The 26,372-nt window shown below is 64.0% G+C and carries 22 protein-coding genes; 11 read left to right on the top strand and 11 right to left on the bottom strand.

The window, feature by feature from the left end:
- Positions 1-27 precede the first annotated feature (27 nt).
- Together AC07O8_RS06860 and AC07O8_RS06855 are read right to left on the bottom strand one after the other, a co-directional pair.
- A complete protein-coding gene (locus AC07O8_RS06860) occupies positions 28-543 on the bottom strand; it encodes a DUF1697 domain-containing protein (protein WP_495047318.1) in 516 nt (171 codons plus the stop codon).
- Positions 544-714: 171 nt separating this feature from the next.
- Positions 715-2,016 carry a DUF445 domain-containing protein gene (locus AC07O8_RS06855; RefSeq protein WP_495047317.1) on the bottom strand — a complete coding sequence of 434 codons (1,302 nt, stop codon included), beginning with the start codon at positions 2,014-2,016 and terminating at the stop codon, positions 715-717.
- A gap of 244 nt (positions 2,017-2,260) precedes the next feature.
- Between AC07O8_RS06855 and AC07O8_RS06850 the strand changes: the two genes are divergently transcribed.
- Positions 2,261-4,474, top strand: a complete 2,214-nt coding sequence (locus AC07O8_RS06850; protein WP_495047316.1) for a TonB-dependent siderophore receptor — start codon at positions 2,261-2,263, stop codon at positions 4,472-4,474.
- Positions 4,475-4,543: 69 nt separating this feature from the next.
- Here the strand turns inward: AC07O8_RS06850 and AC07O8_RS06845 are convergent, their stop codons facing one another.
- Positions 4,544-5,188 (bottom strand): hypothetical protein, encoded by a 645-nt coding sequence (locus tag AC07O8_RS06845; protein ID WP_495047315.1) that lies wholly within the window; start codon positions 5,186-5,188, stop codon positions 4,544-4,546.
- Between the two features lie 158 nt (positions 5,189-5,346).
- On the opposite strand from AC07O8_RS06845, the gene AC07O8_RS06840 reads away from it, so the two are divergent.
- From AC07O8_RS06840 to AC07O8_RS06795, 10 genes are all read left to right on the top strand, one after another.
- Positions 5,347-5,937 (top strand): hypothetical protein, encoded by a 591-nt coding sequence (locus AC07O8_RS06840; RefSeq protein ID WP_495047314.1) that lies wholly within the window; start codon positions 5,347-5,349, stop codon positions 5,935-5,937.
- A 393-nt stretch (positions 5,938-6,330) separates the two neighbouring features.
- A complete protein-coding gene (locus AC07O8_RS06835; protein ID WP_495047313.1) occupies positions 6,331-9,261 on the top strand; it encodes a di-heme oxidoredictase family protein in 2,931 nt (976 codons plus the stop codon).
- Positions 9,262-9,476: 215 nt separating this feature from the next.
- Complete coding sequence (locus AC07O8_RS06830; RefSeq protein ID WP_495047312.1) at positions 9,477-10,586, top strand: MvdC/MvdD family ATP grasp protein; 1,110 nt, start codon at positions 9,477-9,479, stop codon at positions 10,584-10,586.
- Positions 10,587-10,659: 73 nt separating this feature from the next.
- Positions 10,660-11,046 carry an ExbD/TolR family protein gene (locus tag AC07O8_RS06825; RefSeq protein ID WP_495047311.1) on the top strand — a complete coding sequence of 129 codons (387 nt, stop codon included), beginning with the start codon at positions 10,660-10,662 and terminating at the stop codon, positions 11,044-11,046.
- 7 nt (positions 11,047-11,053) lie between these two features.
- Positions 11,054-11,401 carry a hypothetical protein gene (locus AC07O8_RS06820; RefSeq protein ID WP_495047310.1) on the top strand — a complete coding sequence of 116 codons (348 nt, stop codon included), beginning with the start codon at positions 11,054-11,056 and terminating at the stop codon, positions 11,399-11,401.
- Positions 11,402-11,513: 112 nt separating this feature from the next.
- Positions 11,514-11,858 carry a hypothetical protein gene (locus AC07O8_RS06815; RefSeq protein WP_495047309.1) on the top strand — a complete coding sequence of 115 codons (345 nt, stop codon included), beginning with the start codon at positions 11,514-11,516 and terminating at the stop codon, positions 11,856-11,858.
- A gap of 359 nt (positions 11,859-12,217) precedes the next feature.
- Complete coding sequence (locus AC07O8_RS06810) at positions 12,218-12,841, top strand: hypothetical protein (RefSeq protein WP_495047308.1); 624 nt, start codon at positions 12,218-12,220, stop codon at positions 12,839-12,841.
- Positions 12,838-13,788, top strand: coding sequence for a hypothetical protein (locus AC07O8_RS06805; protein WP_495047307.1), 951 nt, complete (start codon positions 12,838-12,840; stop codon positions 13,786-13,788). Before AC07O8_RS06810 ends, AC07O8_RS06805 begins: the two co-directional genes overlap by 4 nt.
- 323 nt (positions 13,789-14,111) lie before the next feature.
- Positions 14,112-15,242 carry an MvdC/MvdD family ATP grasp protein gene (locus AC07O8_RS06800; protein ID WP_495047306.1) on the top strand — a complete coding sequence of 377 codons (1,131 nt, stop codon included), beginning with the start codon at positions 14,112-14,114 and terminating at the stop codon, positions 15,240-15,242.
- A gap of 4 nt (positions 15,243-15,246) precedes the next feature.
- Positions 15,247-16,575, top strand: a complete 1,329-nt coding sequence (locus AC07O8_RS06795; RefSeq protein WP_495047305.1) for a hypothetical protein — start codon at positions 15,247-15,249, stop codon at positions 16,573-16,575.
- A gap of 170 nt (positions 16,576-16,745) precedes the next feature.
- Here AC07O8_RS06795 and AC07O8_RS06790 read toward each other — a convergent pair whose 3' ends face one another.
- From AC07O8_RS06790 to flhA, 8 genes are all read right to left on the bottom strand, one after another.
- Positions 16,746-17,159, bottom strand: coding sequence for a hypothetical protein (locus tag AC07O8_RS06790; RefSeq protein ID WP_495047304.1), 414 nt, complete (start codon positions 17,157-17,159; stop codon positions 16,746-16,748).
- Between the two features lie 641 nt (positions 17,160-17,800).
- Positions 17,801-18,451 carry a hypothetical protein gene (locus tag AC07O8_RS06785; RefSeq protein ID WP_495047303.1) on the bottom strand — a complete coding sequence of 217 codons (651 nt, stop codon included), beginning with the start codon at positions 18,449-18,451 and terminating at the stop codon, positions 17,801-17,803.
- 4 nt (positions 18,452-18,455) lie between these two features.
- The gene (locus AC07O8_RS06780; protein ID WP_495047302.1) at positions 18,456-19,046 is read right to left on the bottom strand and encodes an HNH endonuclease; all 591 of its coding nucleotides are present in this window, start codon (positions 19,044-19,046) and stop codon (positions 18,456-18,458) included.
- A 121-nt stretch (positions 19,047-19,167) separates the two neighbouring features.
- Complete coding sequence (locus tag AC07O8_RS06775) at positions 19,168-20,457, bottom strand: methyl-accepting chemotaxis protein (RefSeq protein ID WP_495047301.1); 1,290 nt, start codon at positions 20,455-20,457, stop codon at positions 19,168-19,170.
- Positions 20,458-20,604: 147 nt separating this feature from the next.
- Positions 20,605-21,318 (bottom strand): RNA polymerase sigma factor FliA, encoded by a 714-nt coding sequence (locus tag AC07O8_RS06770; RefSeq protein ID WP_495047300.1) that lies wholly within the window; start codon positions 21,316-21,318, stop codon positions 20,605-20,607.
- 21 nt (positions 21,319-21,339) lie between these two features.
- Positions 21,340-22,161 (bottom strand): MinD/ParA family ATP-binding protein, encoded by an 822-nt coding sequence (locus AC07O8_RS06765; RefSeq protein ID WP_495047299.1) that lies wholly within the window; start codon positions 22,159-22,161, stop codon positions 21,340-21,342.
- Positions 22,162-22,478: 317 nt separating this feature from the next.
- Positions 22,479-24,191, bottom strand: coding sequence for a flagellar biosynthesis GTPase FlhF (flhF, locus tag AC07O8_RS06760; protein ID WP_495047298.1), 1,713 nt, complete (start codon positions 24,189-24,191; stop codon positions 22,479-22,481).
- Entirely contained in the window at positions 24,188-26,284 is a 2,097-nt protein-coding gene (flhA, locus tag AC07O8_RS06755; RefSeq protein ID WP_495047297.1) for a flagellar biosynthesis protein FlhA, read from the bottom strand. The genes flhF and flhA overlap by 4 nt, the downstream gene beginning before the upstream one ends.
- Positions 26,285-26,372: the final 88 nt, after the last annotated feature.

The following is a 26,372-nucleotide window of genomic DNA, read 5'->3' as shown; positions in this document are numbered from 1 at the left end:
ACTTGCCGCGAGCGACCGTGATCCCCTTCAGGCCTTGATGCACTTGCGCACCGTCTCCACGGTGCGCGTCGTGATCTGTTTGCCGAAGGTCTTCTCCAGCATGGTCATGAACAGCGGGCCCTTGTCGTTGGGCAGGTAGTGGCTGTAGACCTCGACGCCGTCGTGCTTGCAGATCGCGGCGCCGTCGCCTTCAAGCGGCAGCGAGACCTGGCCCTCGTGCGGGCGCTTCAGGAAGGTGATCAGCTGCTTGGCCGCGGCCGGCGGGCTGAACGCGGCGTGGTGGTCGGCGTCGACGATCTGCCTGAGGTGCTCGACCGGCCGCACGGTGGTGGCGAAGGTCTTGCCCAGCGTGTCGGTCATCGCCTGCTCGGCGAGGCGTTCGAGTTCGTCGACCGGCGCGCCGGGGTGATCGAACACCACGTTGCCGCTGGAGATCACCGTCTTCACCCGCGTGAAGCCGGCGGCCTCGAACGCACGGATCAGGTCCGGCATCCGGGCGTTCATCGGGCTGACACCGCGGAGGAAGGCGACGTAACGGGGCATGGCGAGGTTCCGGAATGAGCAGAAGATCGGCGCAGTCTACGGCCGATGCCCGGATGCCCGGATGCCGATGCGCCATCGACAACGCCTGACGCCTGTTCCCCTCGGCCGTTGCCTATTGAGCAACGCCCGTTGCCGATTCGGCCGCGGACGATGCCCCGCATGTGGTGGCACTCAGCGCTGCGCCAGGATCGTCACCGCGTAGAGCAGCAGGCCGATGACGCCACCCACCAGCGTGCCGTTCAGCCGGATGAACTGCAGGTCGCGACCGACGCTGAGCTCGATCTGCCGCACCAGGCTGCGATCGTCCCAGGCCTTGACGGTCGACGCGATGTGCTGCGTGACGCCCTCGCGCATGCCGTCGACCATGCGTCCCGCCGCGGACAGCACGTGCTCGTTGATCGCCTGCACGAGCGCCGGATCGCGGCTCAACCGGTCGCCGAGCGCCGCCAGCGACTGGTCGAGATGCCGCATCAGCACCGAGTCGTCGCGGCGCAGGTCCTGCTCGAGGGTGGCGCGGACCTCCGTCCACACGCCGTCGAGGTAGGCGCGCACGTCGTCGCTCTGCACGACGCGGTCCTTCATCGCGTTGACCTCGCTCGCGAACTCGGGGTCCTGGCGCAGCCGCTCGATGAATTCGAGGATCCAGTCATCGAACTGCCGCCGCACCGAGTGGTCGGGCTGCGACAGCGCGGTCTGCACTTCCTCGACCAGTTGCAGCGCGAGCTTGTCGGACAGGCTGTCGGCCATCTTCTCGACGTTCGCGATCGTGTCGACGAGCTTGATCGCCTTCGGCCACTGGGTGCTCGCGAACTTCACCAGCCGCGCGGCGACGAGCGCCCTCACCTCGGGCGTCGACAGGTAGTCGCGGAGCTTGGACAGCGCGCCGTCGAGCACGTCCTGGTGGCGGCCCGACTTGGTCAGCACGTCCAGGACCGAGGCCGCGGTGCCGGTGGCGTTCCAGGACAGCGCGCGCGCGACGAGGAACTCGCCGATGGCGCGGCGCACGGCCTGCTCGTTGAGCAGCGACAGCGCCTCGACGGCCATCGTGCGGACGGAGCCGGTCACCTGCGCGAGGTTGGCGGGCTCGCGCAACCACTGGCCGAGGCGCTCGGCGGGGTTGAGGATCTGGAGCTTGCGGAGCAGGACCTCGGGGTGGAGGAAGTTGTCGCGGACGAAGCCGGCGAGGCTGTCGGCGATGCGGTGCTTGCCCTGCGGGATGAGCGCGGTGTGCGGGATCGGGATGCCGAGCGGATGACGGAACAGCGCGACGACGGCGAACCAGTCGGCCAGGCCGCCGATGGCGGCGGCCTCGCAGAAGGCCTTGAGCCAGCCCCAGGGGCCCTGGGCGCCCATCAGCAGGCTCATGGCCAGTCCGGCGAGCGACGCGAGCAGGCAGCTCAGCGCCACCCGCTTCATGCGGCGGAGGTCGGCGGCGCGGGGGTCGGCGGGAGTCGGTGGCGGGATCAGGGACATCGGCGTCGGAGCGGAAGGTTCGGTGTCAGGAGCGCTGGGCGGGCGGGACGATGGACCTGCTTGTATCACCGGGCGCCGGCACATGGGCCCACGGCCCCGGCGGCCGCCGGTTCATGAAAGCGTTGCCAAAGCGCATCAACCTCGTCTGGAGCTGGTTTCCGCGGCCCTTCCACCTGCGGGTTCGCCCTATGATTCAGATGCGAATCATTGTCATTCACGTGCTTTTTCGGCTCCGCCCTCTTCCATGACCTATCTCCCGCGTCCCGTTGCCCTCGTCCACGTCCACGCCCTGGCGCTCGCCGGCCTGTCGCTGTCCTCGCTGGCGCAGGCCCAGACGGCGCCGGCCGTGCCGGTGCCAGCGGCGGCAGCGGCGGCAGCGGCATCTGCCACCAGGTCCTCGTCGGAACCCACGCCCCTGCCGGAGGTGAACGTGCGCGGCACCGGCCCCCGCGAGACCGCCACCAGCGCCGTCTACGGCATGGTCGCGCGCCGCAGCGCCACCGGCATGAAGACGGACACCTCCATCCTGGAGGCACCGCAGTCGGTCTCGGTCGTCACCCGCGAGCAGATCGAGCTGCAAGGCGCCACCGGCGTCGACGAGGCGGTGCGCTACACCTCCGGCACGGTGGGCGGCGCCTTCGGTTCGGACTCGCGCAGCGACTGGATCCTGGTGCGCGGCTTCCGCCCGGCGCTGTTCCTCGACGGTCTGGGCCTGCCCGACGGCACGTGGGCCGGCCAGACGCGCCTGGAGCCCTACCTGCTCGAACGCATCGAGATCCTGAAGGGTCCCGCCTCGGTCATGTACGGCGCGCTGCCGCCCAGCGGCTTCATCAACGGCGTGAGCAAGCGGCCGTCCGCCGTGCCGGTCAACGAGATCGGCCTGGAACTGGGCAGCTTCAGCAAGCGGCAGTTGACGGCCGACATCGGCGGCAAGCTGAGCGAGGACGGCTCGGTGCTCTTCCGCGTCGCGGGCCTGGCGCGCAAGAGCGATACCTATGTCGACTTCGCCAAGGACGACCGCTACGCCATCGCGCCGTCGCTGCTGGTGAACGTCAGCCCGGCGACCTCGCTGCTGGTGATGGGCCAGTTCCAGAAGGCCGACACGGCCGCCGCCGGCGGCTTCCTGCCCGCGGACGGCACGCTGTTCCCCAACCCCAACGGCAAGATCCCGCCCACCCGCTTCACCGGCGAACCCGACTACGACTGGTACAAGAAGAACAGCGCCTCGGTCGGCTACGAGCTCTCGCACCAGCTCAACGACACCGTCACGCTGCGCCAGAACCTGCGCTACATGGACTTCGACATCGACCACCGCACGGTGGGCGCTTTCGGACTCGCGGCGGACCAGCGCACGCTCTCGCGCTACGTGTGGACGCCGCGCGAGGACTCGAAGTCGGTCGCCGTCGACAACCAGGCGGAGTTCGCCTTCGCCACCGGCCCGGCGCGCCACACGCTGCTCACCGGGCTGGACTACCGTCGCGTCAAGACCGACTCGCGCTCGGCCTTCGACTTCTCCGCCGCGCCGTCGCTGGACATCTTCAACCCGGTCTATGGCGCACCGATCACCACGCCCGCCGACACCACGCACACGGCGCAGACGCAGAAGCAACTGGGCCTGTACCTGCAGGACCAGATCCGTCTGGATCGCTGGATCGCGACGCTGTCCGCGCGCCATGACCGCGTGACCACGGACACCGACGACAAGCTCGGCGGCACCACGGCCTCGCAGAAGGACAGCAAGACCTCGGCGCGCGTCGGCCTGAACTACGTCTTCGACAGCGGGCTGGCGCCGTACGTGTCGTACTCGACCTCGTTCCAGCCGACCATCGGCACCGACTTCTTCAAGCGCAGCTTCGTCCCGACGACCGGCCGCCAGGTCGAGGCCGGCATGAAGTACCGCCCGGCCAACAACCGCGCGCTGTTCACGGCGGCGGTCTTCGACCTGCGCCAGAAGAACGTGCTGACGCCGGATCCGGATCCGACCCACGGCTTCTCGTCGCTGCAGCAGGGCGAGGTGCGCTCGCGCGGCCTGGAGCTGGAGGCGCGCTTCCGCGCGGTGAGCACGCTGGACGTGATCACCTCCTACACCTACACGGACTCCAAGGTCGTCGAGACCGGCCTGCCGGTGTTCCGCCAGCCGAAGAACCAGGCCCAGGTCTGGGTCGACTACCGCGTCCCCGAGAACCTCGTGGCCGGCCTGGGCGTGGGCGGCGGCGTGCGTTACGTCGGCAGCTCGTACGCGTTCACGTTCGGCGGCACGGGCCCGGAGAACCGCGTCGACACGAAGGGCTACACGGTGCTGGACCTGCAGGCCCATTACGACCTGGAGAACTGGCGCTTCCTGGCCACGGTGAGCAACGCCACCGGCAAGGAGTACATCGCCACCTGCCAGTCGGCCGCGTGGTGCTTCTACGGCTACCCGCGCACGTTCAGCGTGTCGGCGCGCTACAGCTGGTGATCGACCCGACTCGGGAGCGTTTCCTCGCCGCAGCCTGTCGGCGCGGAGCGCTTCCCGGACAGGGCGCGTTCAGAGCTTCATCGACGGCCACTTCCGCGCCGCGTATTTCTTCAGCTCGATCGTGGTCTCGGGCGAGAAGACGAAGTCCATGCGGCCCGACGAGATCTGGTCGCGGAACCGGTTGCAGGACTTGACGCTGGGGACCTGCCCGTTGGTCAGGGTCGTGCCGTCCAGGTACTGCCGCGTGGCGCTCTCGCCGGCCTCCATGGCGGTCGCGAGGATCCGCTGACGATAGTTCTCCTTGCCGGCCGCGCCGGCCAGCTTCTCGATCTGCGCCGAGAACTCGTCGAAGGCGACGTTGGCGACGGTCAGGTAGTCGCGGTTGTGATCGAGCCAGGTCTCCTTGAGCTCGTTGACGCTCTTGCCCATCTCCGGATCCACGCGGGTGCACACGGCCGCCGCGCCCGTCACGACCTGCCGCCGCGCATACATCGTGAGCATGTCGCGGTGCAGGTCCTCCGAGGACTTGTCCTTGAACAGTTCCCGCAAGGCCTTGCGATCGTCCATCACGGGCGACGGCGCCGAAGCGGGATTCGCGAAGGCGTCCTCGGCCTTCTGCGCGCGGACCGGCGCGCAGACGACCAGCAGCGACGCCGTCGCGGACAACAGCAGACGCGCGCGCAGATCCAACGGCGATGACAGGGAGCGGGACATGACAAATTCCTTTCGAATCGCAGGATCGTAGAGGGCCGGTGCCCCGGCGGCCTGCGGGCTTGCCCGCAATCGCGACGACACTGTCACGGTCCCTCTCTTCCTCTCCTTTTCTCGCACCGACCATGCGCCTCCCTCAGTCCCTTCTTCTCGCTGCCCTGTTGACGATCGGCGTCGATAGCGGCATGGGCAACGCCATGGCGGCGACGCCGTCCGAGGCCATGCAGGCGGAAGCCGAAGGCAAGTTCGACACCGCCTTCCGGATCTGGAACGAACTCGCCGACGCCGGCGACGACCGCGCGGCGATCTCCGGCGGCCTCCTCGCGTACCAGGGGCGCGGCCGTGCGCCGAACTATGACGACGCCTACACGATGTTCCTTAAGGCCTTCCCCAAGTCGGGGGACGCCTGGAACAACATCGGCGTGATGTTCCGCGAGGGTCAGGGCGTGCCGAAGAACCGGAAGGTCGCCTACCTGATGTTCCTGGCCGTGCACATGAACGGCATCGGCGGCGAGGCCACGGTCATGCGCGCCAACCGCAACCTGCGGCGCGAGCAGGCGGAGCTGTCGGCCGAAGAGAAGCAGCTGGCGCTCTGCTACACCGGCGCCTACCTCACGGCCTACATCCGCAGCCGCGGCAAGCTCGAGGGCATCCCCGAAGCGCTGAGCCCGTCTCCCGAGCGCAAGCGTATCCGGGACCTCGGCTGGTTCATGAAGGGCGAGCTGGAGCCGTTCGACTGCCCCACGCCTTGAGCAGGCACTGCGTCCCCGCCGCCTTCCCGACCTTCCCGACCCTCCAGGCATTCCGGTCTTCGTCGCCGATACGAGTGACACTATTTGTCGGGTCCTCCGGGCCGGTCTGACAAAACCTGACCCTGGTGCTGCGCGGTGGTCGCCCGAATACCTCTTTGGGATGAGCACCCTCATCTGGAAGCGCTGGTTTCGCGCCGCAGACCGCACTTTGCAACCAACCGCTACCGGCACGTTCTCTGCTTGAACTACGCGAAAGTCCACCCGGGCTGAGCGTCCGCGCGCGCCCTGGTGTCTCGCATTCATCGGACCTGCAGGAGCGCCATGCGCCACCACCCATCAGAGGCTGACCCGACGTCGCCATGCCCCGCCCCACGGACAACGTCCTGGGGACTCGTGTTCAGTGCCGTCGTCGCGCTCAGCGCGGCCGGCACCCTCGCGGCTTGCGGCGGCGGTGGCGGCTCGTCCGACACGGGCGGCAGCCCGCCTGTGTCGGGCGCGCCGGCGCCTGCGCCGGCCCCTGCTCCCGCGCCGCCGGCGTCGTCACCCGTGGGCGATGAACCCGAACTGCCGCCCCCCGCGCCCGCGCCGCCCACCCTCCCCGTCGGCGGCAGCGGCAACGCCGGCACGCCCTCGCTGCCCCCATCGCTGCAATCGCCGTCCGGCCTGGACATCAGCAAGCCCGGCAAGGCCATCACCGGCATCACGGCGACCTCCAGCGCGCTGGAGAACAACGGCGACACCGCGCAGAAGACGCTCGACGGCGACCTGAACACGCGCTGGGCCAGCGCGTTCGACGACAAGGCCTGGATCCAGTTCGACTTCGGCGCCAAGACGCCCATCGGCTACCTGAAGCTCGTGTGGCAGAACGCCTACGGCAAGGAGTACGCGCTGCAGGTCTCCGACGACGGCCAGACCTGGTACCAGCTGCGCTACGTGGTCGGCGGACAGGGCGGCACGGAGGAGTTCTTCAACCTGAACGCCAACGCCCGTTACGTGCGCCTGCAGGGCGTGGCCCGCGGCACGCAGTACGGCTATTCGCTGCTCGAGGTCAACTTCAGCTCGCCCGGCAGCGACAACACGCTGCCGATGCTCACCGCCTCAGCCGTGCCCACGCCGCCCGCGAACAGCACGGTGGTCACGCCGGCGAGCCCGGCCACGTTAGAAACGACCCAGTTCACCCTGGCCGACGGCACGCTGGTGACGCGCTTCGGCTTCGTCGGCCGCTCGCGCCACGGCCGCGAGCGCGGCGAGGACTGGAACGAGATCGGCTTCGGTCCCAACGACACCGTGGACGCCGACGGCAAGCCGCGGGACAAAGGTCCGGGCGCCTACCTGAACTTCATCGCCAACTACTTCAAGAACCGCACCTGGGGCGTCGAGTTCATCGACAACAGCCGCGTGGCCGGCGTCACCAAGCCGACCCTCATCGTCAACCAGTACTACCAGCAGGCGCAGCGCGGCGGCGGCCACTCCTTCTTCCGCCGCATCGACGACCCGAACGTGACCGGCTACGGCTGGATGTCGCCCGGCAATCTCCTGGACCGCACCACCTACACCGACGGCTTCGTCGACAAGACCTCCTGCCCGGTGGTGCCCAAGCCGCCGCAGAACGCCCTGCTCAAGCCCACCACCGGCTACGGCGGCGTCATCGGCGCCAACGACGGCTGCTCCGTGGTGCTGGACAACATGCCCGGTCATCAGGACCTGGCGCCCAACGCCAACGGCGTGATGGTGCCCAACGGCGTCAACATCCCGTCGCGGCCGCTCAAGCTGGGCGAGGCGATCGAGTTCACCGGCTCGTTCTTCTCCAGCCGCGCGGCGATGGACGCGATCCAGGACAACGGCAACTTCCGCTACTACACCAACGAGGTCACCTACGTCGTGGGCAGCGGCCTGCGTCCGCAGTACGGCGTGCAGCCGCGACTGAACAACGCGGCGCTGCCGGTGGAGACGCTGTCGGGCGGCACGGGCTCGATCTCCTACGACTACGCGGACAACGCGACCTTCATGTTCCAGCAGCCGAATCTCCAGATCGGCATGCAGAACATGCAGCGATTCGTCGAAGGTCGGCGCTGGTTCCACACCAACATGTGGACCGGCGATCACAACGAGCAGGGCAACGATCGCAACACCGACGCGGTGAAGCTGCAGGGGCCGCGGTTCAACCAGACCAACTGCTTCGGCTGCCACATCAACAACGGCCGCAGCCTGGCGCCGCAGGTGCTCAACCAGCGCCTGGACACGATGGCGGTGCGCGTGGCCGCGCTGGACGCCAACGGCAAGCAGCTGCCCCACCCGGTCTACGGCGAGGCGGTGCAGATGAACGCCCGCTCCGCCACCACCGGCGCGCCGCAGGACTGGGGCAACGCCGTGCGCGTGGCCGGCTTCGACACGAAGAACGTCACGCTGGCCGACGGCACCGTCGTGACCCTGAGCAAACCCAAGGTGAGCTTCGACGGTCCGACGCCGTCGGTGTACTCGCTGCGCAGTGCGCAGCCGGTGATCGGCATGGGCCTGCTGGAGGCGATCACCGACGCGGACATCCTGTCGCGGGTGCGCACGACGCCGGACGCGGACGGCGTGAAGGGCCAGGCCAACCTGGTCTACGACCCGGAGACCGGCGCGGTGCGCGTCGGCCGCTACGGCTGGAAGGCGGCCAAGGTGAGCCTGCGTCACCAGACGGCCAACGCGCTGCTGCTGGACATGTCGGTGACCTCGCCGGTCTACCCCAACCGTGATTGCCTGGCCGGCCCGGCCCAATGCAACAACAAGAAGGTGGACAAGGGCGTGACCGAGGACGAGCTGACGCTGCTCTCGCGCTACGTCGCCCAGTTGGGCGTGCCGGCGCAGCGCAGCATCGTCAGCGGCTTCCCGAAGGGCGTGAGCCCGCTGCCCTACCTGGACGTGGATCCGGTCAAGATCGCGTCGGGCGCCAAGCTCTTCGACAGCATCCGTTGCACGGCCTGCCACATCGCCGAGATGAAGACGGGGCTGGGCACCGAACTGGCCGAGATGCGCAACCAGACGATCAAGCCCTACACCGACCTGCTGCTGCATGACATGGGCAGCGAGCTGGCCGACAACTTCGCGGAGTCGCAGGCCAGCGGCAGCCAGTGGCGCACGTCGGCGCTGTGGGGCATCGGTTACACGGAGCGCGTGGCGGGGACCGGCGTGAAGGTGGGCTACCTGCACGACGGCCGCGCCCGCACGCTGACCGAGGCGATCCTGTGGCACGGCGGCGAAGGCGACGCCAGCCGCCAGCGCTTCGTCAAGATGAGCACGGCGGACCGGGAGGCGCTGCTGGCGTTCCTGAACTCGCTGTAAGGCCGGACGGAGAGGCGACTCTCCGCCAAGGCGACGGCCTGGCTCGCAGCGTGCGGGCCAGGCCGTTTTCCTTGGTGGGTGTCGATACGCGAGTCAGTGGCTGACGGGTTTTTGCGATGTAAGCCATTGCAGGTTTCAAGCGAGGGGAGAACGGCGACCATCGTTGCCGATCCTTGTCAGAGCCCCTAGCAGGCGGCACCGCCGCCCCGCTTCCCATGCGCAACATCCTGATCCCGTCCCTGGCGACGGACATGCACGCCGTCGTCGTTCAGGTCGCGCTGGAGCAGCGCGGGCATCACGTGGTCCGCTGGACCTGCGACGAGTTCCCCTCGCTGAGGACGTCCAGCCTGACCATCTCGAGCCAGCAACGGCTGGACGGATGGGTCCGCTGGCACGGCCGTCGCGTGAGGACCGAGGAGATCGACCTCGTGTGGTTGAGACGTCCGGGATGGCCCGTCGCGCCTGCGGGCCTGGAGGGCGAGGATCGGGAGCCCGCCGACGGCGCGCTTCGCCACTGGTATCGCTCGATCTGGGAAGCGTGCTGGGCGGCCAATGCGGCGTGGGTCAACTCGATCGCGGGGCACGGCCGGGCGGATAACAAGCTCGTGCAACTGAATGCCGCCCGTGAATGCGGGCTGGCCATTCCCGACACCTTGATCTCCAACGAGCCGGACGAAGTCCGGAGGTTCATCCACTCCGGTCAGGTCGTGGTGAAGGCGTTCCAGAGCCGGGATGGGGGCGAGGGAGACGAGCGCACGTCGAGGTTGGCGGGCAGCATCCGCGAGCATCGGGCGCCGGAGGAGGACCTCATCCGCGCCTGCCCGGCGATCTATCAGATGCGGCTTCCGTCGGCCTTCGGCGTGCGGGCGTTCTTCTGCGGGAAGGCGGTGCTGGCTGTCTCCTTCGACGCCCGGCGGCAGACGGGGGCGCCGATCGACTGGGACGTGGGCCGACCCGATTTCTCGATCGGTGCGAAGGAGATCGCCGTCCCACCGTTCATCAAGGAGGCCTGCTTTGCGCTGATGACGCGGCTCGGGATCGTGACCGGCTCGTTCGACTTCGCGGTCACGCCGTCGGGTCAATGGGTCTTCGACGAGCTGAATGCGCAGGGGCAGTTCATGGGGATGGAGCAGTGCGCCCCCGAGGTGTCTGTCACCGACATGTTCGTCAGGTTTCTCGAAGCGGAATCGCATTGGGACTTCGAGTACGCGCGGGCAGGCTCGACGCTTCGACTGCGGGAGCTGCTGAATGAGCCTCGCACCAAGGAGCTGACCTTGATCGATGCGGCGCGGGTGAGGAATCAGGTGTCCAGCACGGTGTCTTGATCATCACCGCGAGACTTCGCCCGGTTTTCGGTGAAGATGCCCCCTTCGCTTCGAGCCCGTCAAGGAAGTCGCCATGCGCGCGGCCCATTTCTCGGAACACGCAGAGCCGCTGAGCCTCAGCGCCGTGAGCATCGCGCCCTTTTCCGCCGTGCTGCTCATCGTGGTGGCGCTGTGGATCATCGCCTTCTCCAAGCCCCTTCACGCCATCGGCTTCGACATCGGCGCCCAATGCGGTGGGCCGAAGGCAGAGCCCTCAGCCCTGACCGTCACCATCGACCAGAACGGCGTCGTCGTCTGGGAGGGCGAGGTCCTGAGCAGTCGCGCGGCTCTCGATGCCCGGATGCGTGCAGTGGGCAACGTCTCCGCCGCGGATCAGGCCGAGGTTCACGTCTGGCCTCACAAGGGCGCCAGCTATGGCGCGTTCCTGGCCGTCATGGTCGCCGCGCAGCTAGCGAGCTGAATCGACGATGAGCAACCTTCCCACCCTAGACGACCTGATCATTCTGTTCGAGCAAGAGCCGAGGTGGGTGCACCCCGAAGGCTGGCTCTCCGGTGTGGAGTTCGCGCTTACGCGTGGCGAGCAAAGTCTGCTCTTCAGGGTTGCCGACCACAATCTCACCTGTTCCATCTCCCTCAAACAGAGCGGTGTCGAGGTATTCAACGCAGAGTATGTCTTCGTGAGAGGACTGCGAATTGAATCAGTGCATCCGCAGGAATGGCTGAGTTGGGTAAGCTCCAACAACAAATTGACCAGGCTCCAAACGCGCCCGGTCTTGCACGTCTCCATCAGTGAGGACTGGGTTGACATTGAATGATCGAAATAGAACGAGTGCCAACGAGAATGCTGTTGGAATTGACGACTGCTGATTGCCAGCAACAAGCCTTCTCGTCGAGTTGGCCGACATACAGTCAGATACGAGACGTGACGTGTTGAAGAAAATCCTCCAGGATCGCCAGAAGTACTTGGCGATTCTCGACGACTCGAGAACTCCAATGGCGATTGGCTTCATGTCGCTTGGCCTCTTCATTTTTCGAAGCCTTGCTCACTGGAACGCGATTTACCTCTACGCGCTGCTTGGTTGCGCTGTGGTCTTCAACGCTGCTGATGTCAAGCTGAGGGCCAAAGAAGAACGCCTGTATTACGAAGCACACGAGAACCATGGAGAGCTGTGGCGCACGAGGGTGCTATCCATGATTTGCAACCTTGCCTCGCAGGCATCACAGTTTCTCTGTCTAGCATATATTTTCGCGTTTTTCTTTCGAAACGTCTGATTGACAGCGACGTATCGCCAGCGAAAGCCCCCAAAACCGTCCAAAAACAAACGAGTGCCACACGCTCCCGCGTGGGCACTCGTTTTTCATTCGACGTCCGCAGTTGGGCGCGGGCGGGTGAAAGTGATCGCTCAGGTCGCCACTGGCAGTGCCGTCGTTGACCATGAGCTCGACCGACTCGGCTACATCGGACGGAACCACCTAATCCACAGATATGAACGACAACCGTCTTGGCGTCGCGTTCACCTCCTCTGAAATGCGTTGGCGCGAAATTGCCTCTAATCTCATCTATTTATGTTGAGCACACGCAGATATATGTCATCTCCAATGACGACTTTGTGTGATGTAAGCGGTTGCAGGTGGCAAACGACGAGAGAACGGCGAACATCTTCAACGGCAATATTGCCGCGCCCTTTCCCCAACCAATGAACTCAAGCAATCCATCATTTGGCAGCATTGCCAGTTTCGCTATTGCGTTCACGATGGTGTCCACGGTTGCGGGCGCAGCCCACGCCGAACTTCCCATCGTGTATATCAACGGGACCGCTTTCTACTCACAAGACTTCTGGGACTATTCCTGGAGCACAGGGGATCAATACAGTGGCCCTCCAATGCCCCCAGCGTTCTTTAAAATGCTTGCGCAGAAGAATGCCTTGGCTCGAGCCATGCGTGACAGCGGGGATGTCCGGTGCTCTATTCTTGAGGAAATCCGCTCCACCGTGTCAACGGCAGACATAACATCTCGCATGTGGGCTGCTAGGAAGACCTATGACCAAATGGCTCTCTTGACGATTGGGAATGCCGAAATCGGAAAGTCCGGACTTCTGGCAATTACCTATGCGGACGGGGGGACCGAGAGGTGGAAGATTATTAGTCCAGTGCTTCCAGGTGGCGCAATTGAAGATCCTGAACTCCATTCATTAACGCTGGGAAACGGAACAGTCCAACCGAGTCCCAACCTTGCTTGCCGGCTGCTGAAATGACATCCAAGGTTTTGCTCGCTCTATTCGCGGCAATGCTGCTTGTCGGGGCTATTTCAATTGTCCTCTGCGATTCCGAACCGAAATTGAAGCCTCCCGCAAATGCAGCGCTCGTCAGGCCGCTGGCAGACACAAACGCACGCCCGGCTCCAAATCGGTCTGAGTCCTCGCGATCAAGCCCCGGCAACCCCGCCGTCGAAAATCCGATTCCGCAGACAACGCTACTGCAAGATTTAGCCACATCGACCAATTACAAAAAGGTATACGAGGAAGCCAAGGTGGCTCCTGGCAAAGGAGGATTCTTTGTTGCTGGTCTGGTCAATCGACGGTGTTCTGACGCGCGACTGGCGATCATGAAGAGTAGCGAGATCGCATCTGCCAAACCCCATGCTGAAGCTTACAAGATCCAGACAGCGAGCGACCGGCTAGCCATGCTTTGCCAGGGCATGATTGATGACGATGTGGATATCTATAAAGGCTATGCCAATATTTTTAAGACTCAAGATCGACGTGCAGACCCCATTCTTTCCATGAAGGAAGACTACAGCGAAGCTTACGCCAAGGGCGACATGAAGGTCATCGCCGACACATTAAAGGTGGCAATGAAATTTCCGTCGCCAGAACTGTTGGAGAATCTTTCTTTTACGATGAAGAATGGGGAATTTTATTTCAATGGGAAAACATATTCGGCGGGTTACGAAGGAAGTGCCAATATCCTATTAGCGGCAAGAATGTTGGCAATTTGCGAGATCTGGTCGCGCTGCGGAAGTGCCACTGACTATCATCTATTGAACGCTTGCGCGCTCGCGGGAATATGCGCGTCTTCGTACGAACAATTGGCGGCGGCTGTATTGACCCCAGAAGGGTTGATTGAAGCGCACCAACTAGCGAAGGTCATTTCAAACGCGGCAGCCACCGGCGACGTGTCTGTCTTCATACCTCGGCCATAGATGCGTCACGAATCGGCGAGCGGATTCGCTATCTGCATCGTCCAAACAAGACGAGTGCCACACGCTCCCGCGTGGGCTCTCAATTTTGTTCGACTTACAGAATTTCCCCCTATAGCCAGGTCGTGCGCACACAAACCCAGGTCATCACCACTAACGGATTTGTGTGATGTAAGCGATTGCAGGTTTCAAACGAGGAGAGCGGCGACTATCGTTTCTGCGGCGATGTTGCCGCGTCATTTCCTGGATGAACGACAGCGATAAATCAGTCGCCGATTTCATTTCATTCAGGGCACCTCCGGGGCATCATCACCGCCCCTCTTCCTATGCGCCATATCCTGATTCCCTCGCTGACGTCGGACACGCACGCCATCGTCGTGCAGTCCGCCCTTGAACGGCGCGGCCATCGGGTGTTCCGTTGGATCAGTGACGAATTTCCTACCTTGCAGACGTCCAGCTTGAGTATTTCCTGCGGCCGTAAACTGAGTGGCTGGATTCAATCGCAAGGCAGTCGCGTGCGCGCCGAAAGCATTGACCTCGTGTGGCTGCGTCGCCCGCGCTGGCCCGTCGTCCCCACCTATCTGCACGAGGATGATCGAGAGGTTTCCGGGGAAGAGCTGAACCACTGGTATCGCTCGATCTGGGAAGCATGCTGGGCCTCCAGTGCGGCTTGGGTCAATTCGATCCACGGACGCCGCCGAGCCAACAACAAGCTGCTGCAGCTGAAGGCGGCGCGAGACTGCGGCCTGGCCATTCCCAGCACGCTGATCTCGAACGATCCAGACGAGGTGCGGCGGTTCGTCCGGCCGGGCCGCGTCGTCGTGAAACCGTTCCAGACGCAGAACTGGCGCGAGGGCGACAAGAGCGTATCGACATTGACGGCCAGCATCCGTGAGGAGCAGTTGCCCGAGGATGATTTCATCCAGGCTTGCCCGGCGATCTACCAGACGTGCATCTCCAAGGCCTTCGAGGTCCGCGCATTCTTCTGCGGGAAGGCCGTGCTGGCCATTTCCATCGATTCACAGCGCAACACCGAGACATCGATCGACTGGCGGGCTGGCAGTCCTTCCTTGCTCGTTGCGCGGCGGATCAACCTTCCTCCGACGATCCAGGAGGCGTGCTTCTCCTTGATGATGAGGCTTGGCATCGTGACCGGCTCCTTTGACTTCGCGGTCACGCCTTCGGGGCAGTGGGTCTTCTTCGAAGTCAACGAGCAGGGTCAGTTCTTGTGGATGGAGCAATGCGTTCCCGAAGTCACCGCCACCGACATGTTCGTCAAGTTTCTCGAGGCTGAGTCGCACTGGGACTTCGACTACTCGCGCGCTGCGTCGCCGCTTCTGCTCAAGGACCTGCTCGATGCACCGCGAACCAAGGACCTGCTGTCGCTCGATGCAACACGATCGCGGAACCTGCGCTCCACTGCCGCGCTTGGAGGCATGGACACCACCAAAGCTTGACCGGATGCTCCTCGATCGCCTCTCCCGCTTCAGCGCAATGCCGTTGGTGGCGCTTCCATTTCTGGCTGCGTCGACGGCCTCTGCCGTGACGCTCTCGAATATCGATGTCGTCGGCGGGAAGAGCCTCGACATCGAGCTGATCCGCCGGTCGACGGAACTCGTCATCGGCAAGCTCTACGACAACAACGATCCGGCGTTCTTCGCTGCCTGTCGCAACGTGCGCCGCGGATTCCCCTCCGCCAACGTCACCTGCAACCTGATCCTTCGCGCCAACGACGAGGCCACCTATTCCATCGCCATTCAGACCAGCGTCTATCGGCCTGTCTACAGCGAGACCTGCGTCGAGGGCCTCGTGATTCCGAAGGCAGTCGACGAGCGGTTGAAGGCGCTCGACCGCGCACGGGAGGAGACCTTCCGCGAGAAAAACGGTCCGGCCGATGGGCGAGAGTTCATTGGCGCCGACGGCTTACTCGACTACGCATCCCCCCGCCTGCACGACGAGAGAAACCGCCTGGTCAGCGCCGCTAGGAAAGGACAGCAGGCGATCGTCGACGCCACGGCCTCCTGTGATGTCGACGTCAAGGGGGCGGCCCTGGTGCTGCTCCAGTACTCAGGGTCGGCGACGAGCGCCAGCAAGATTGCTTTGAGAGAAGCGAGACATCCAGACCCTGCGGTGAGGAACATCTCGCTGCGATTGATCTCCACGTTTTCGGCAGCGCTCAGCGTGGCGGACAGGAACAAGGCCGCCGGCATTGCATGTGAAGCCATCCTGCAAGGAAGCTTCTTGGACATCAACAAGTCGCTCGCTGTGATCGATGCCCTTGAGGCGCAGAACGGGCCGAGCGCGTTGGAGGTCGGCAGCGCTTGCGAGAAGGAAATCGCTCGCCTCAGCACGGAGAGCGATTCACCTCAGATCGGGGGATTTGCGAAGTCGATTGGTCGGCAGCGACGAGACAAGGCGTCGAGGCACGTCGGCACCGTTCAGAACGCCAGCTACTACTCCTGGGGCGCTGTCGGCACTCCGGCAGCGGAGTCTCTGGGAGAGTTGACGGCACGAGCGCTCGCTCGGAACTTCTCGTCCGCTGATGTCATCAAGCTGATTCCTGCTGCGCGGCCTGAAGGGAAGCTGTACCTACTCTGTGTCTTGCGGAAAATCGCGCCGAGGGACTACGGGAAAGCCAAAGCACTGGCTGCCCTCACCAACGAAACCCGAGTTTCGACATTTACAGGCAATGTCATGACGACGGAATCTGCGTCTGCTGTGCTGCTTCAGATCGAGGCATCAAACTGTGGCGCGCTGAGCTGGGCGGTAAGCAAGGGCTCCGACAAGTAGGCTGCGCTAAACACCCTTCAAAACAAAACGAGTGCCACACGCTTCCGCGCGGGCACTCGTTCTCTTTTGGGGGTGTGGGGATTGGGTGCGGTCTGAAACTGGACACGGTCAGCTAGCGGCGAGCAAGTTCTTCACCTGGCGGCCGTGGTCTTCGACGGCGGCGATCTCGATCACGGCGAAGAAGCTGGCGATTTCGTGGATGAGCTCGACGGCCATATCGCGGGGTTGCCGTTCGGGAGGCTCTTGCTCTTGCTCGTCGAGACGTCGAGCTGCTGGACGAACGAGGTCGCGTGAGCGAGGCGGTCGCGCAGATTGGCGATGGCGGTGCGGACGGTGATGTCCTGATCGAGCACGAGCGGATGCTTGTAGAAGCCGCCGTCGGCTGCCAAGTGATAGGGATTGCCGGCGGCGACGCTGAGCTGCTCCAGCGTGCGGTCGGAATTGAGGGCGAGGGGCTGGCGGTCGAGAAGCGGGACGGCGCGGGCGGCGGGATCGGGGTCCAACTCAATATGTTCGAGGGCGAAGAATTCCGAGAGCTTGAAGTTGCTATCAGCGACGGATTGGATGAAGCGATTGGAGGGCATGGAAGTCCTTAACTAAATGGAAGTTGAGGGACGACCACCTGACCTGTTGAATGCGGAGGGTGGGCGAGATGTCAAAACACGCACTGCACACGTGCGACTCTCCTCGCGGAAAAGTCCATCTCGCCCGAAATTAAGGCTAGTGAGAGGTCAACATGGTGACGCATCGCAGTGGGTGTTTTGAGCACCTGTTTCGATCCTCTCGCAAAAATCACATCTTGCCAATTACTCAAAATCGGAGGGTCAAAGACTCACCGAAGTTATGCAAACACATGACTAGGTATAACCCAGCCTTCAATAGCTCTGCGCTCCGCGCCATTGCAAGAACGACGGATTCAAACTAGCGACACCGGCTTGCACGCCAACCATCTGAATCGATCGCTGATTTCGGAGGAAGAATAATTCCCTTTCCTCGCAAATCGTTAAAAGCAACAAATCCAACGGCATTTTATTGAGCACGGAAGACAAATGCCTCCTAGCGTGAACCAACTCTAGGCCAGTTTGAAAAACTCCGAGAATATCAATATCTGAGGAACGACCAGGACCCGCAATACAAGAACCGAACAAGTACCAATGTCCGGTAACCGAAAAAGTATAGCGTCGAGCAAGAACTCCACAAATTCTGTCGATTTCCTCAAGCACAACTATGCCTTGTTTAGACGCGCCAATAAATCCCCCCATGCGAGCACTTGAACACCCATATGTCGAGCCGCTGTCAATGCTGTACTGGTAATACTTCCATTTGGGTTTCCCTTCAACACGATGTCACACGCGCCATATCGCTCCAACGAAAGGTGCAAGCCCTCAGAAGCCAAATCATAGTCATAATTTACGACAATGGTTAGCGGCTGTTTACCTCTACGATTAACGGTCCATTTCCGATCAGCATCCCTCGCCAAACTCTCCACAGCAGTATGTTTCTTTAAGCCTCTTTCTATGAACAAGTGCTCCTTATTCTTGTAAGCCCGTGGATCATCCACATTCAATACTTTCAACAAGTCACCAAAACCGCCAAATGCGGAGCCTCCAGCTTCGATTCTTTTTATCGCTCCGCCGGTCCACCATGAATCCTTTGGAATATTAACAAAGAACGCGATCGATCGATTGATTCCAAGGAGGTTCTGGATATGCGAGTCTTCAACTTTTTGCGTTGAGAGAGTTGCAACATCAAAGGGCCCGAGAAGCGTTCGCTCAATTCTCAACAACTGCGGAGCCAAAACATCAATGTCAGCGACACTTGGGGCATCATCTATTTTCGCTTTCACCCAGGCGCCAGTCCAATCCATTTCTTCCATATTTTCAATCTTTCAGAATATCATCCAGAGCACTTGGAAATCTAGCGCCTCCGCCAGCCGTCTCCTTGAGGAGATGACGAGCCTCAAGATCGCAAATATGCTGGCGAAATTTCTCCAAGGTTATTTTTTCATCCTGAGAGAGTAGCTTCCTATTCGAATCCAACAATGTAAGAAGCTTTCTATTATTTGGAATAATAGAAACAAGAACCTTACGCTTCCACTGAATCGCTTCTTCAGCCTCGGGATTCCAGAGATATTCATTTTCTGGCCCGTATTCGTTAAATATCAACCTATTCTGATCAAGCAATTGCTCGATGGCCAATCGTGCAGACGATCTTTCGGCATAAGTTGCAACACCAAACAGATTAATTATTTTCTCGGCATGCCCTTTTTTCCACTCAATCACCAACTCATCCGGGTAATCAGCGGGCGCCTTATCTATTTCAGTGTGACAATTGGGGCAGAGAAGAATAAGGTTATCAAATGAACCCAACTCTTCCGCTGCCATAGCAGGAATTGCTCTTGGGCCACTTTCATTTGCGGCCACGATATGCGCCATTTCGGCAATATGAATTTTTTCGGTACCAGTATCCAAAAATAACTTCCGATGACATGTAGGGCGCTGACAATGTCCTGCCGAGGCAGCAAAAAGCCGCAATATAGTTTCTCTGCTTGGGTGAGCTTTCCCTCTTCCGCAACTCATTTTCCAGCCCCTTTTAGAACCCAAACGCCAACCTCACCCCACCCCAATGCCTCCCAGCAACGGTGACGGGTGCCGAAGCCTCCTTGAGCAGCACGAAGTTCCCGCCGCCCATATCCCGGCGGTAGGTTTGCAGGAGGAACGGTCGTTGATTCCGGGCTGACGCCAGCCCTGTCCGGTCGTTGAAGATCCGTCGGTAGCGGCTGTTGGCTGTATTCCAAGCCACGTCGCCGGTGCGCTGGGGCTGGCAGTACCGCTTGTTGTGCGCCGCCACGTACCCGTTGCGGTCCACCGCGATGCAGAACACCACCTTGTCCGAGAGCTTCAGCATCCGCTCCTGGACCTCCGGGAACAGCTGATCCGCGATCTGCGTGAATCTCGTCGTGAACTGCTGCGGGTCGGTCCCCGCGATCGGCTGGTATTGCTCGTCGAAGAGCGCCGAGACGTCGATCCGCTTCTCCTTCAAAGCGCGTTCTAGCAACCCGGCAATCTCAGCCGCCGCCCCCTGCACCGCCTGGATGTACGGCGAGTCCTCGACCTCGACGCCGCTCGACGCGATCTGCTCGATCATCTGCTCCGACAGCCGCAGGAAGCGGTCGCTGCACGCGAACGCCGACTCCAGCTTGCGCATCGCCTGCTGGATCTCCACCCCGAGCTCGCCCGAGCGCTCCGCCAGTTGCTGCGTCGTCGCCTGGCTCTCCTGCGCCGACTTCGCGATGAGGTCGACGTCGATCTCCACATCCGCGAACGCCTGCAGGATCTTGCTCTGACCGGCTCCTCCCGAGCCGTCCGCCCTCAGCTCCCGGCTGAAGGTCTCGATCCGCGCATCCAGCGTCCCCACCGTGCCCATGATGGCCTTCGACGACGCCTCCACCTGCGCCGCCAGGTCCTTCACCGCATCCGCCACCACGCCGAAGCCGCGCCCCGCCTCGCCGGCGCGCTTGGCCTCCACCGACGCGTTGAACGCCACCAGCCGCGTCTGCAACGCGATCTTCGTGATCTCGGACGCCGCCCCGGACACCTGCCGCAGCGTCGACACGATGCCGCCCACCTCGTCGCCCACGCCGGACAGGGCCGTGCGCGCGCGCTCGACCGCCTCGCGCGTCTGGTTCGTGGATTGGTTGATGCCGTCCTGCGCATGCCGGACCTGCTCGAGCTCCGCGCCCAGCGCCTGCATCGCCTGCGCCTGCGAGGTCACGACCTTCTGCGTGTCCTCCAGCAGCCCGCGGACTTCGGCCGCGTCGCGGCCCAGTTTGGAGACGCCGCTCGAGAGCTCTCGAACGACCTTCGTGGTGTTGCCTTGCATCGCCGGCTCACGAAAGCCGACCTCGGCTCCCCCCGCCGGCGCATCAGGCGCCACCTTCCCGGCGCGCCTGCGCCATGAGTCCCACATCGGACGCTCCCCTCATGGTTCTCGGACCACAAGGACTGCGGCCGCTCTCTGCGGCTCGTTTTACCAGTCGCGCAGCTTCACGCGCAATCGGGCAATCGCTTGACTGTGCAGCTGGCACACCCGCGATTCGGTGACCTTGAGCACCGCCGCGATCTCTTTCAGGTTCATGTCATGTTCGTAGTACATGGACATGACGTAGGCCTCGCGCTCCGGCAGGTTCTTGATCGCCTCCACCAGCGCCTCGCGCATGCGGTGGTCGCCCAGCATCGACATCGGATCCGCCGAGTTGTCCCCGACGTGCCGGTCCAGATAGTCGTCGTTGTCCTCGCCGCCGGAGATGTCCTCCAGATAGACCAGCTGCGTCCCGCGCACCTTGCCCAGCATCTCCTGATACTCGGCCAGCGGAATGCCCATCTCCGCGGCGATCTCCGATTCCTGCGGCGGGCGGCCGAGCTTCTGCTCGAGCTTGTGCACGGCGCTCTCGATCGAACGCTGCTGGCGGCGGTTGCCGCGGCTCATCCAGTCGCTGCCACGCAGTTCATCGAGCATCGCGCCCCGGATGCGCTGCGTCGCGAAGGTCTCGAACTGCACGCCCTGCGCCGTGTCGAAGCGCGAGAGCGCGTCCGTCAGGCCGATCAGGCCGACCTGGATCAGGTCGTCCAGTTCAACGTTGGCCGGCAGTTTCGCGATCATCTGATGCGCCAGCCGGCGCACCAGCGGGCTGTACTGGCGGATCAGCGAGTTGTTGTCGAGTTGACCCTTGGCGGTGTACATCGTCTCGTCTCCAATCCGGCGTCAATGCGCAGCGAGGGTCACGCCTTGCGGGGCGCGGCCAGCCTTGGGCTGCCACATCGGCCGCGGACGCAGCGGCATCGCATCCGCAGCGCTGTCGAGCGCCGCGCCAGGCACCGAGGCCAGCAGCAGTTCACGCGCCATGTGACGCATCTCGTGCGTCAGGGGCGCCGTCACCGGCTGGCGGGGATCCAGGCAGGCCCACTCGCGCAGCACCGCGCCGAGGAAGCCGTCGCCGCAGCTCGAGAGCTGCTGGGCGATGCGCTCCGCCAGGCGCAGCTGCGGGTTGCAGGCCAGCAGCAGGCTGTAGACCATCAGGCCGGCGCGCTGCGTCAGCCATTTCATTCCAGCGTAGGCGTAGGTCACGCTCTGCACGTCGGTGTCGGCCAGCAGCACCGGACGCACTTCGCGCGACACCAGCACGCGGCTGAGTTCCGCGGCGCTGGCATGCAGCAGGACGACGTCAGCGAACGGTGCCGCGTCGGTCACCGCTTCCAGGAACTGGGCGGCCGAACCGTTGGCATTGATGTAGCGCATCGGCAGCCCGCGCGCGGCGAGGAAGGACACCTTCGCCGACAGCGGTTCGACGCAGGCGGCGAGGTCCACCGCCGCCAGTTCCGACGCCGCGGAGGCGTGCTCGCCGGCGTCCACGACCAGCGTGTGCAGCCCGAGTTCGCCGAAGGCCGCGCACATGCCTTCCAGCAGCGCGCCGCTGCCGACGACATGCGGATTGCTCACCACCGGTACCACGCGCACGCGCGCCGTGGCGAACAGACGGCGCAGGCCGTCGGCCTGGTCCTTGGGAGCATTGCTGAAGTCGCGCATTGGGCTGCTCTGTGTCTCTTGCGTGTTCCGCCCCAGCGCCCTGTCCCTCTCGAAAGGAACCGGCCATTGCTGGAGCCGTTACCGGAAGTTTCCCTCCCGGGGCCACCTCTTGACCGGGAATTGAAAGGGGGAAACACCCCGCTTTTCTCTTCCCCCACCCCTCACCTCGTGGACCTCTCACACATCAACGTCGGACGTCCCCGCCGCAATGAAAAAGGGGGAAAGGCCCGAGCCCTTCCCCCTTTCTAGAACTTGTGACCGGGTTTGGCAACTCCCCGCTCCGGGAAGCCCCCTCCGATCGAGCGGTCAGCCCTTGATCAATTCATTCCCATCGGCGAGGCGGCGCCCGCGCCTCCCGCCATCGTGCCGGCGGTGAAGATCAGGTTGACGTCGGAGGCGTCCACGCGCCAGGCCGACTGGCCGTGGCTGCGCAGCGCGCGTTGCACCAGCGCCTGCGACGAGAGGCGGTGCCAGTCTTCCGGCACGCGCTGGCCGTTGGTGACGCCCAGCACGCGCAGCTTGTGGCGGATCACGGTGTCCAGCGCGGGGGCCAGCTTCACCGCCTCGTCCAGCTTGGACAGGATGACGCCTTGCGCTTCCGCGCCGCGCCAGGCGCCGACCACGTCCTCGATCGTCTCGCCCTGCTGCGCGGCGTTGACCACCAGGATGCGCTTGATGCTCTTGTGCGCCAGCATGTCCAGCAGCTCGGCGGTCCGGCTGTCGCGCTGGGCCGTGCCGGCCGTGTCGATCAGCACCATCTTCTTGGACGACAGCAGATCCAGCAGGTCTTCCAGCGACGCGCGGTCATGCGCCGTGTGCACCGGCACGCCGAGGATGCGGCCGTAGGCGCGCAGTTGCTCGTGGGCGCCGATCCGGTAGGCGTCCAGCGTGATCAGGCCAAGCTGGCTCGCGCCGTACTTGGTCGCGAAGGCCGCGGCGATCTTGGCCGTCGTCGTCGTCTTGCCGACGCCGGTCGAGCCGATCATCGCGAACACGCCGCCTTGATCTTCGAGGGCCGGCTGCTGCTCGGCAGTCTGCACGTTGCGCGACAGCACATTGGCGGCCCAGGCGTGGGAATCGGCTTCCTCGGTCGTCTGCGCCGGCAGGCCTTCGACCAGCTTGCGCACCAGGGCCGGCGAGAAACCGGAATCCAGCAGCTTCTGCGTCAGGCGAGCCTGCGCCGGCTGGCGCTGGAGCTTCTCCATGAAGGCCAGCGCGCCGAAGCGCTCTTCGATCATGCCCTTCATCGCGCGGAGCTCGGTCATCATCTCCTGCTCGCGGCGCGAGGACGCCGGCATGTCGTTCAGCGGATGGTTGCCCATGCCGCCGAAGCCGTGGCCGATGCCGCCCAGGTCCTGCATGGCCTGCTGCTGCACGCGGATCTCGTCGCGCAGCACCGGCGGCACGACGCGCGGCGCGGGAGCCGGCGCGGGTTGTTCGTAGGCACGCTCGTCGACGCGACGGGCACCCAGGGTCTGCATCGCGGAACGCGCGCGCTGATCGCGCTGCGCGGCCATCGAGGCGACGGATTCATTCATCTGCGCATTGATCTGCGACTGCGAGAAGGCCGGCGCCGGCTCGTCCATCATCGGATCGGGCAGGCCGTTCATCTCGGCCGAGCGGCGCTTGAGCATGCGTTCCCGGACATAGTCCTGGAAGGACAGCGTGCTCATCGCCATCGCGTTGACGTCCTCGCCCACCGAGGCGCCCGAGCCGCCGAAACCGGGCTCGGCACGCTGCGGCGCCGGCGACGCGGCCAGGCGCTGCTTGAGCGCCTGACGCGGTTGCACCTCTTCACGATGCTGCGGGCGTTGCGGCTGGGCCGCGGGCTGGCGCGGCGCGGCGGCGGCACGCGGCGTCGAGGCGGCGACGCGCTCGATCTGCGACATGCCTTCCGGCGCCATCGCCAGCACCTCCACCCCTTCGGGGCAGGGCTTGTTTGAGAGCACGACCGCTTCGTCGCCGAAGGCCTGGCGGACCAGGGCCATGGCTTCGCGGGAATTGCGGGCGGTAAAGCGTTTGACGTTCATGCCGTGCCTCCGATGATGGAGCCGATGCGGATCGTGTGCGTTTCAGGAATCTCGCTGTGTCCCAGCACCTTCAGCCGCGGCGCAGCGCGCTTGAGCAGACGGGCCAGGGGAGCGCGAATCAGGTCGGGCACCAGCAGGCAGGCGGGCAAACCGCGATCCTCTTGGGATTGCGCGGTCTGGGCGGCACTTCTTGCAAGCGTGTCCGCCACGCCGGGATCCAGCGCCGCGCCGTGAGGCGAGTGCAGGGCCTGCGAGACCAGACGTTCCAGCTCGGGATCGAGGGCGATGACGTCGAGCTCCTTGGCCGGTCCGTAGATCTGCTGCACGATCGCCGGAGCGATGTGGATGCGACGGGCCAGCTCGGCGGGATCGGTCGTCTGCGTGGCGTTTTCGGCCAGGCTTTCCACGATGGAACGCATGTCGCGGATGTGCACGCCCTCTTCCAGCAGGAACTGGAGGACTCGTTGCAGGGCGGCGACATTGACCATCTTGGGAATCACGTCTTCGATGAGTTGGGGCGCTTGCTTGGTGAGGTGATCCACCAGCTGCTGGGTTTCCACCCGGCCCAACAACCGGGCCGCGTGAACTTGCAGCAAGTGTGAAAGATGAGTGGCCACCACGGTCGCGCAATCAACGACGGTAAAGCCCGCCATTTGCGCCATATCCCGCTGCCGCTCCTCGACCCAGACCGCCGGAAGTCCGAAGGCGGGGTCCGTGGTGGGCGTCCCGATCAGCTTCTGGGTGGCGTGGCCGGGGTTGATGGCGAGCCACATGCCCGGGTAGGCCTCGGCTTCGCCGATCACCGCGCCGCGCAGCGTCACGCGGTACTGGCTGGGGCGCAGTTCCAGGTTGTCCCGGATGTGCACCGACGGGGGCAGGAAGCCGATGTCCTGCGCAAACTTGCGGCGTACGCCCTTGATGCGGCTCAGCAGGTCGCCTTCGCGGGTCTTGTCGACCAGCGTGATCAGGCGGTAGCCGACTTCCAGGCCCAGCGTGTCCACGGCGACGACGTCGTCCCAGGAGGCTTCGGCATCCGGGTTCGGTGCGCCAGGCACCGGGGCGGCGGCCTTGCTGCGGGTCTCGGCGGCCTTGGTGGCCTGCTCCTTGGTGCGCAGCCAGTACGCCAGGTAGCCCAGGGCGCCGGCGATGATCATGAACACCAGGTGTGGCATGCCCGGGATCAGACCGAGGATGAAGACGACGCCCGCCGTGATGGCGACGGCCTTGATCGAGCCGAACACCTGCGAGCCGATCATCTGGCCCACGTCCTTGTCCTTGCCGACGCGCGACACGACCAGGGCGGAGGAGACGGAGATCAGCAGCGCCGGGATCTGTGCCACCAGCGCGTCGCCGACGGCCAGCAGGATGTAGCTGTCGGCGGCCTGGCCGGCGGACAGCCCGTGCTGGGCCACGCCGATGACGAAGCCGCCGACGATGTTGATGAAGAGGATCAGGATGCCGGCGATCGCGTCGCCGCGGACGAACTTCGAGGCACCGTCCATGGAGCCGAAGAAGTCCGCCTCGTCGCCCAGTTCGGCGCGACGGCGCTTGGCTTCCTTCTCGTCGATCAGGCCGGCGGACAGGTCGGCGTCGATCGCCATCTGCTTGCCGGGCATCGCGTCCAGGGTGAAACGCGCGCCGACTTCCGCGATCCGCTCGGCACCCTTGGTGACCACGATGAAGTTGATGACCACCAGGATCGCGAACACGATCAGGCCGACGGCGAAGTTGCCGCCGATCAGGAAGTGGCCGAAGGATTCGATGACCTTGCCCGCGGCGCCGGCGCCGGTGTGGCCTTCCAGCAGCACCACGCGGGTGGAGGCGACGTTCAGCGACAGGCGCAGCAGCGTCGTGATCAGCAGGACGGTCGGGAAGGCGGCGAAGTCCAGCGGCCGGATCATCTGCGACGCCACCAGCATCACCATGATGGACATGGCGATGTTGAAGGTGAAGAACAGGTCCAGGGCGAAGGCCGGCAGCGGCAGCACCATCATCGACAGGATGATCATGATGGCGATCGGCGCCCCGAGCGCCTGCACGATGGCGGCGCGGGGTCCGAGGAGGTTCTGCAAACGGGCCATCAGCTCGTTCATCGGTGCTGCCTTCAACCTGTTGGATGCCGGGGGGAGATCACGTGCCCGACACTGCCGTCGAGCCCCGCCATTGTTCGGCGGGAGCCCG

It is taken from the genome of Roseateles sp. GW821-FHT09G09, assembly GCF_059415965.1.
The sequence above is the reverse complement of the archived record's forward strand: the minus strand, read 5'-3'. Positions and strand labels throughout refer to the sequence as shown.

Bases quoted from the DNA above. Each gene is read 5' to 3' on its own strand.
- AC07O8_RS06860 (WP_495047318.1), bottom strand. From the start codon at position 543: ATGCCCCGTTACGTCGCCTTCCTCCGCGGTGTCAGCCCGATGAACGCC.
- AC07O8_RS06855 (WP_495047317.1), bottom strand. From the start codon at position 2,016: ATGTCCCTGATCCCGCCACCGACTCCCGCCGACCCCCGCGCCGCCGAC.
- AC07O8_RS06850 (WP_495047316.1), top strand. From the start codon at position 2,261: ATGACCTATCTCCCGCGTCCCGTTGCCCTCGTCCACGTCCACGCCCTG.
- AC07O8_RS06845 (WP_495047315.1), bottom strand. From the start codon at position 5,188: ATGTCCCGCTCCCTGTCATCGCCGTTGGATCTGCGCGCGCGTCTGCTG.
- AC07O8_RS06830 (WP_495047312.1), top strand. From the start codon at position 9,477: ATGCGCAACATCCTGATCCCGTCCCTGGCGACGGACATGCACGCCGTC.
- AC07O8_RS06825 (WP_495047311.1), top strand. From the start codon at position 10,660: ATGCGCGCGGCCCATTTCTCGGAACACGCAGAGCCGCTGAGCCTCAGC.
- AC07O8_RS06820 (WP_495047310.1), top strand. From the start codon at position 11,054: ATGAGCAACCTTCCCACCCTAGACGACCTGATCATTCTGTTCGAGCAA.
- AC07O8_RS06805 (WP_495047307.1), top strand. From the start codon at position 12,838: ATGACATCCAAGGTTTTGCTCGCTCTATTCGCGGCAATGCTGCTTGTC.
- AC07O8_RS06800 (WP_495047306.1), top strand. From the start codon at position 14,112: ATGCGCCATATCCTGATTCCCTCGCTGACGTCGGACACGCACGCCATC.
- AC07O8_RS06795 (WP_495047305.1), top strand. From the start codon at position 15,247: ATGCTCCTCGATCGCCTCTCCCGCTTCAGCGCAATGCCGTTGGTGGCG.
- AC07O8_RS06790 (WP_495047304.1), bottom strand. From the start codon at position 17,159: ATGCCCTCCAATCGCTTCATCCAATCCGTCGCTGATAGCAACTTCAAG.
- AC07O8_RS06785 (WP_495047303.1), bottom strand. From the start codon at position 18,451: ATGGAAGAAATGGATTGGACTGGCGCCTGGGTGAAAGCGAAAATAGAT.
- AC07O8_RS06775 (WP_495047301.1), bottom strand. From the start codon at position 20,457: ATGCAAGGCAACACCACGAAGGTCGTTCGAGAGCTCTCGAGCGGCGTC.
- AC07O8_RS06770 (WP_495047300.1), bottom strand. From the start codon at position 21,318: ATGTACACCGCCAAGGGTCAACTCGACAACAACTCGCTGATCCGCCAG.
- AC07O8_RS06765 (WP_495047299.1), bottom strand. From the start codon at position 22,161: ATGCGCGACTTCAGCAATGCTCCCAAGGACCAGGCCGACGGCCTGCGC.
- flhF (WP_495047298.1), bottom strand. From the start codon at position 24,191: ATGAACGTCAAACGCTTTACCGCCCGCAATTCCCGCGAAGCCATGGCC.
- flhA (WP_495047297.1), bottom strand. From the start codon at position 26,284: ATGAACGAGCTGATGGCCCGTTTGCAGAACCTCCTCGGACCCCGCGCC.